The 5,492-nt window shown below is 63.8% G+C and carries 4 protein-coding genes; all 4 read right to left on the reverse strand.

From position 1 onward, the window contains the following. Positions 1-184 precede the first annotated feature (184 nt). Entirely contained in the window at positions 185-3,610 is a 3,426-nt protein-coding gene (locus I6U14_RS07950; RefSeq protein WP_296898290.1) for a DEAD/DEAH box helicase family protein, read from the reverse strand. A gap of 8 nt (positions 3,611-3,618) precedes the next feature. Then, the gene (locus I6U14_RS07955; RefSeq protein WP_296898293.1) at positions 3,619-3,948 is read right to left on the reverse strand and encodes a DUF5615 family PIN-like protein; all 330 of its coding nucleotides are present in this window, start codon (positions 3,946-3,948) and stop codon (positions 3,619-3,621) included. Positions 3,949-3,950: 2 nt separating this feature from the next. Beyond that, entirely contained in the window at positions 3,951-4,175 is a 225-nt protein-coding gene (locus I6U14_RS07960; protein WP_296898291.1) for a DUF433 domain-containing protein, read from the reverse strand. 513 nt (positions 4,176-4,688) lie between these two features. Beyond that, positions 4,689-5,492 (reverse strand): restriction endonuclease subunit S (locus I6U14_RS07965; RefSeq protein WP_296898292.1); only part of this gene is annotated, 804 nt, incomplete at its 5' end.

Consider the following 5,492-nt stretch of genomic DNA (forward strand, 5'->3'; position numbering starts at 1 on the left):
CCAGTGCCTGTTGGTAGCTTGGCGGATTGTGCATGTTGGTTTGTGCTCTTCCCTCGCGACGTTTCTCCTCGGTCACTATATCTGAGGGCTGAGGGCTGAGGGCTGAGGGCTGAGGGCTGGGGGCTGAAGAAAGCGAAATTCTTGAAGGACGGCTTCGCTCAAATACCGGATCTCGGCTTATTGATCAGGCCACGTTCTGAACCTGAGGCTCCAGGGATTTCAGCGTTTGGAAAACTCCGTCGATCACGGTCTCCTTGCCCGCGAAGAGCGCGTCTGGTCCCCCGGCGTGCAGGTTGCTGAACGGCGGCTCGTACAGGGCCGCAGCATCCATGACACCTCGCGCCGTCAGTTGGTCGATGACCATCTCGATAAACCGGATCTGAGGCGCAGTCAGGCTGCGGTCATTGAGGTACTGCGAGAACGCCGCCTGAGCCGCAGCGCGGTCCATGCCCACCAGTCTGCGAATAAAATGCGCCAGGGACGGTGCGCCGCTTTGGGTCAACAGGCCGGACAGCAGGGTCTCCCCATCCCCTTCGCCAATCTCAGTCAGGGTGGTCTCCAGACCCTTCAGATCCAGCTCCGTCAGTGGCTGGTTGGAGCGCAGGCGGTGGATCACGAGGTGGTCGAGGTGGTTGCGCAGGTAGTCCTCCACCTTCTTCGCGTACTGGGCGCCGGTCATCTTCGGCACGACCACCGGCGTTTCCTCCCGCACGCCCAGCACCTGGTCCTGGAAATCCGTGTAGACGATCTTGCGCTTCTGCTTGTCGAGGAACGGCACCAGCCCCCGCAGACGCAGCCTCAGATCCTCCAACTGCTTGAGATCGACGCCTTCCCAGAAGCCGCTCTCCTGCACACTGGCCAGGTATTCGAGCTGCTTCGCCACCGCCGGGATGGCGGCCTTCTCCTCCAGCAACATGGCGATCTCGACCACGCGCTGTCGGTGGCGCTCGAAGGCGCCCTGGTCCGCCTCGGCCAGCGCCAGTTGCATGCGCAGCGCGGTGAGGTCGAAGAGCCGCGACTCGATGTCGTCGGTGGCGATCTCGCTGGGCAGCCCGGCCAGCTCCCGCTGCAGGGTCTGGCGGTCGCTCTCGCTGAGATCCGCCCAGGCGTCCTGCTGCTGGAACCGTTCCACCGCCTCCAGGTGCATCCGCACGATGAAGTTGTCCGGGTTCATCGCCGCCACCTCGCCGTGCAGCCCTTCGGTGAGTGACACCAGCAGATCCGCATCCGGGTCCAGCTCGGGGTTGGCCTGGACGTGGCCGAGCAGTTGCACGCGGGCACGGAACAGCCGGGTGCCGAGCGGGGCGCTGTCGGTGGCGTTGATGCCCTCGGGATTCTCGCGGAAGAAGTCGAAGTTGAAGCAGAAGTCGAAGACGCGGAAGTCCTGCTTATCCTCGCCTGGCCCGTAGAGGTCGGGACAGAGCCGGGTGCCGCGCCCGATCATCTGCCAGAACTTGATCTTCGAGTAGACCGGCTTGAAGAAGACCAGGTTGGCCACCTCCGGCACGTCGATGCCGGTGTCGAGCATGTCCACGGAGATGGCGATGTGCGGGGCCTTGTCCTTCTGCCCGAAGTCGTCGATCAGGCTCTGCGGATACTTGGCCCGGTTGTCGATGACGCGGGCGAAGTGCCCGGCGTGCTGCGGGTAGTGGTGGTTGAACCGCTCCTCGATGAAGGTCGCGTGGTCGTGGTTGCGGGCGAAGATGATGGTCTTGGCCAGCCGGTCACCGCCTTCGACGGTGTGGCCATGCTCCATGAGGTGCTGGAGCACCTTGTCCACGGTGTCGCGGTTGAAGAGCCAACTGTTGATGGCGGCGGCATTCACCCGGTCCGGCAGCACCCCCGGCTCCACGTCGTCGCCCCAGTCGAGGCTTTCCCACTGGGCCTTCTCCTCGTCGCTCAGGCTGTCGTAGTCGATGCCCTCACGGGGAAAGCGCAGGTCCACCTGCTCGACGCGGGGCGGCACCAGGAAGCCGTCGTTCACCGCCTCGGTCAGCTCGTAGGCGTCGGTCGGCACGCCCGGCTCCAGCTCGAAGAGGTCGTAGGTGTTCTTGTCCACCTCCTCCCGGGGCGTGGCGGTCAGGCCCACCAGCAGGGCGTCGAAGTAGCGGAAGATCGCGCCGTACTTCTGGTACACCGAGCGGTGCGCCTCGTCGATGATGACCAGGTCGAAGTGCCCGACGCTGAAGCGGGCCTCGGTGCCGCCCCGGCTGGTCTCGGTCTTAGTCTCGGTCTGGGCCTCGGTCTCGTCGATCATGCCCATCATGGTCGGGTAGGTGCAGACGTAGACGCGGCCCTCGGTGTCCTTCTCGGTGACCAGGTTCACCGGGCTCGACTCGGGCAGGTGCGCCTTGAAGGCGTTGCACGCTTGGCGAACCAGCGAGACCCGGTCGGCGAGGAACAGGGCGCGTTTCACCCAGCCGGCGTGTTGCAGCAAGTCCACCAGGGCGATGGCGGTGCGCGTCTTGCCGGTGCCGGTGGCCATCACCAGCAGCGCCTTACGCCGAGCGCTGGCGAACTGCGCGGCGATGCTGCCGATGGCCCGCTTCTGGTAGTAGCGCCCGGCGATGGCGTCCTTCACCTTGGCCACGTCCAGTGACTTGCGCTGGCTCCGGCGCAGGATCAGTCGGGCCAGCTCGTCCTTCTTGTAGAAGCCGGCCACTCGGCGCGGCGGGTAGAGCGTGTCGTCCCAGAGCCAGATGTCGTAGCCGTTGGTGTAGAAGATGATCGGGCGCTGCCCGTGCATCTGCTCCAGGCAGTCGGCGTAGAGCTTGCCCTGCTGCTGGCCCACCTGTGCGTCGACGGTCGTCTTCTTGGCCTCCACCACCCCCAGCGGTTTACCGTCGTCGCCCCAGAGCACATAGTCCGCTTTACCGAGACCCTTGGCGTTCGGCATCCCCGTGACCTGATATTCCCGGTCCTTGGGACTGTCGAGTGGCCAGCCGGCGCGGCGCAGCTCCACGTCGATCAGGTAGCTGCGGGTCTCCGCCTCGGAGTAGTCGTGGGTGTCCGCTACCGCTTCAGAGGAAGCGCGAATGGCGGCGAGCTGTTCACGCAGGGCCTGAAGCTCGGCATCGAGGGCGTCACGCTCCTGCTGACGCTTGAGGGCGTCCTCATTCTGCTTGGCCAGCCGTGCTTCCAGCGCCTCCAGCTCCTTGCGCGGAACCACCGAGGTGCTGTCCGGGGCCGGCGGTATGCGCTCGTCCTTCCAGCCTGCGCCCTCGCGGGAGGCATCGGGCCGGTAGGTGCGCACCAGCCAATAGCAGATGTGGTGCAGCTCCTTGACCGCCTGCAGGGCGTCGAGCTGGCGGACCGGGCGGGCACTGTGGACGGCCTGGTTGCCGACCTTCTGGATCACCCGTGCCTTCTGAAAGACCGCCTCGGGCAGCAGGTTCTGGAAGCAGGGCTCGTGCAGCAAGGCCCCCAGGCTCTGGTCGTAGGGCATGCGCAGCGCGGCGTCGTGCCGGTAGAGCCAGTGGACCACCGCCTCCAACGTGAACCGGGCGTGGAAGCAGGCGGCGCGGGGGTCGCCCTGGATGTGGCGCTCCGCCTGCGCGGCGGCCTCGGCAATGGCGCGAAACTCAGTGGGTAGAAAGGCGAAGTTGGTCATTGTCGATGTCAGATGACCTCGATCAGTGACTCACCTGAACCCAATGCTGACTCGATCTCCGGCAGCACCTTGCCAAACCATTCCAGCAGCGCGGGACGAGTTGTATTCCCGACCCTTAACCAAACGACGGACGCACCATTAGGCCGCGTGGCGAGGAGGGTCACGAAGTCCTCGTCCTTGGTGACAAGGGTGAAGCCAATCTCGCCGGCCTTCGCCCAGATCGCCCGATCACTCGCCTCCATCAGACCCAGGTCGAAGACGTGTTGAGCCTCGTGCCCCTTGGCCTCGAGCCACCGCGCCAACGCCGGCGGCAACTGAGCGTCCACCAGGAAACGCACGGTCAAGCAACTCGCAGCACCGGATGGTCGGCCAGCGCCGCCGCGTAGGCCAGCGCCGCCGAAATGTCGCCGTCCTCCAGGTACGGATAATCCTTGAGGATCTGTTCGCGCGCAGCCCCGGCCGCGAGCATGTCCAGGATGTCCTTGACGCGCACCCGCAGGCCTCTGATGCAGGGACGCCCACCACACACCTCGGGGTTGACGGTGATGCGTGCCAGGTCGGTCATGATGTTCTCTCCAGCGATGAAGCGCGGCGGGTTGGGGACCATAGGCCCTATTGGGATTCTACTCCCCGGCGATAGCACCAGCCGACTCCGCCCCGAGCGAAAACGCTTCATTATGTTGTTCGACCCCCTCTCGTTCCCACGCTCCAGCATGGGAATGCGGCCCCGAGGCTCCAGCGTCCCGTAGAGGACGCGCGACGCTGGAGCGTCGGCACTAGCTCCCACGCTGGAGCGTGGGAGCTAGAGATGAGTGTACATCGCGGCGCGCGCTCCCGGTGAGGGTGCGACCGCAACATCATGTCGCGTGACGTTGTGCCGTGGCAAGAAGAGGCTCGCGCAGAGACGCAGAGGCGCAAAGGAAGACTGAGCATTGCTCGATTTCTCCAGTCCGCTTCTTTCATCCTGCTCTTCTTCTCTGCGCCTTTGCGTCTCTGCGCGAGATATCTTTTTCTTGTGTCGTCTACGCGACATAGCACCATTTGATTGACATTATGGGGAGCCCGCCCGGCGCGCGTCTCACAGCTCGCCGTTGAAGGCGCGGGACTGGAGGGAGGCGAAGAGGGTGTCCAGCTCGGCGAGGTGGGTGCGGAGGCGGGCCTTCTGGCGCTCGATGGATTCGACGATGGTGGCGAAGCGGTGTTGGAGGCTGGCCGGCGGAACGGGAAACACAATCGAGCCGAGTAATTTCTGGTTCAACTTGTATGTGCCATTTGTCGTCCGCACTCCACTCTCAATTTGGTTTCGGACACGATCACTTCTCCATATACTTTGCAAGTAAGGAGGCGTTAGGCGCTCGGAGTTGATTGTCACGCCGATCATTGTGTCAGGGAAGCAAACGCTTTCGTCGTCCCGATCTGGGAATGCAGCGGTTCCAACAAGCTTCTTGTTTCCGTTACCTCTGCATATCAGAAAGGTGTTAGTAGATACTCTTTGCAGCAGCGAGGGGTCTTTGTCGAATCGAGCTTCTTTTCTCGCCGTGAAGTCAAAGCCGCCGCCGGTGATCGCCGACAACGTGAGGACTGCACCTTCGACCGTTCCTCTACTTGATGGCGACAGTCCATTCCGGAAGCTGCTGGCGCCTAGCTGCCCGAAAGCTTCCTCCTCCCACCCCATCGGATTCGTCACAGGATCGCCGAACATCTCCAGGAAGGTCGATTGCAGCAGCGTGTCGAGCTGGGCGAGGGACTCCCGGCGCTTGGCCCGCAGGTTGTCCGCCGCATCCAGTATTGCCGCAATCCGTTTCTGCCCGGGGAGGGCCGGGGCCGGAATTTCCAGCTTCTTGAATTTGGGGATTTTGAAGCTGGATTGGTTACCCGAGTG

Origin of the sequence: Thiohalocapsa sp. (genome assembly GCF_019695415.1) — a bacterium.
Lineage (GTDB): Bacteria > Pseudomonadota > Gammaproteobacteria > Chromatiales > Chromatiaceae > Thiohalocapsa.

Bases quoted from the DNA above. Each gene is read 5' to 3' on its own strand.
- I6U14_RS07950 (WP_296898290.1), bottom strand. From the start codon at position 3,610: ATGACCAACTTCGCCTTTCTACCCACTGAGTTTCGCGCCATTGCCGAG.
- I6U14_RS07960 (WP_296898291.1), bottom strand. From the start codon at position 4,175: ATGACCGACCTGGCACGCATCACCGTCAACCCCGAGGTGTGTGGTGGG.